Origin of the sequence: Emticicia sp. CRIBPO, from assembly GCF_009905725.1 — a bacterium.
Taxonomy (GTDB): Bacteria; Bacteroidota; Bacteroidia; order Cytophagales; family Spirosomataceae; genus Leadbetterella.
On sequence record NZ_JAAAKV010000032.1, the window covers coordinates 1 to 1,040 of the forward strand.

Here is a 1,040-nt window from a genome sequence, read left to right on the forward strand (position 1 = left end):
GTCGGGGTTCCCTATTCGCCGGCCACCGGCCTGCCCATCGAGAGCCAGACCGTCAGCCAGATGGTCGACAAGCTGACCGCCCTGCCCGAGGGCGAGCGCATCTATCTGCTGGCCCCCGTAGTGCGCGACCGGAAGGGCGAGTACCGCAAGGAAATCGCCGAGTGGCGCAAGCAGGGCTACCAGCGGCTGAAGATCGACGGGACCCTGTACCCCATCGAGGATGTCCCGGAGCTCGACAAGAAGTACAAGCACGACATCGACGTGGTGGTCGACCGGCTGGTCACCAAGCCGGGCCTGGAGGGCCGTTACGCAGACAGCCTGGAGCAGGCGCTGCGGCTGGCCGACGGGCTGGCGGTGGCCGAATGGGCGGATGTGAAGGAGGGCGAGAAGGAGCCGCAGCGGCTGCTGTTCTCGGAGAAGTTCGCCTGCCCGGTCAGCGGCTTCACCATCGCGGAGATCGAGCCCCGACTGTTCTCATTCAACAACCCGGCGGGCGCCTGCCCGGTCTGTGACGGGCTGGGGGCCAAGCTGGCCTTCGACGCCGACATGGTGATCCCGGACAAGGACAAGAGCCTGCACAAGGGGGCGGTCTCGCCCTGGGCCAAGGGGCCCTCACCCCTCTACACCCAGACCCTGCAGGCCCTGGCGCTGCACTACGGCTTCTCGATGGACAAGCCCTGGCATTCGCTGCCGGAGAAGGCCCATGAGGTGGTGCTGTATGGTACCGGGACCGAGAAGATAAAGTTTGTCTACGACGACAACGCCCGCAAGTACGAGGTGGTGAAACCGTTCGAAGGCGTGCTGCCCAACCTCGAGCGGCGCTGGCGGGAGACCGACAGCAGCTGGGTGCGCGAGGAACTGGGGCGCTATCAGTCGGATACCCCCTGCGAGGCCTGCGGCGGCGCGCGGCTGCGGCCCGAGGCGCTGGCGGTGAAGATCGCGGGCAAGAATATCTCCGAGATCTCCGGCCTGGCGATCCGACCGGCGCGGGACTGGTTCGCGGGCCTCGAAGGCCAGCTGTCGGACAAGCAGATGGAGAT

1 pseudogene is annotated in these 1,040 nt (G+C 66.8%); it reads left to right on the forward strand.

The annotated features are described in order from the left end of the window. Positions 1-1,040 (forward strand): annotated as a pseudogene (locus GVN16_RS25940) (hypothetical protein); the annotation flags it as partial.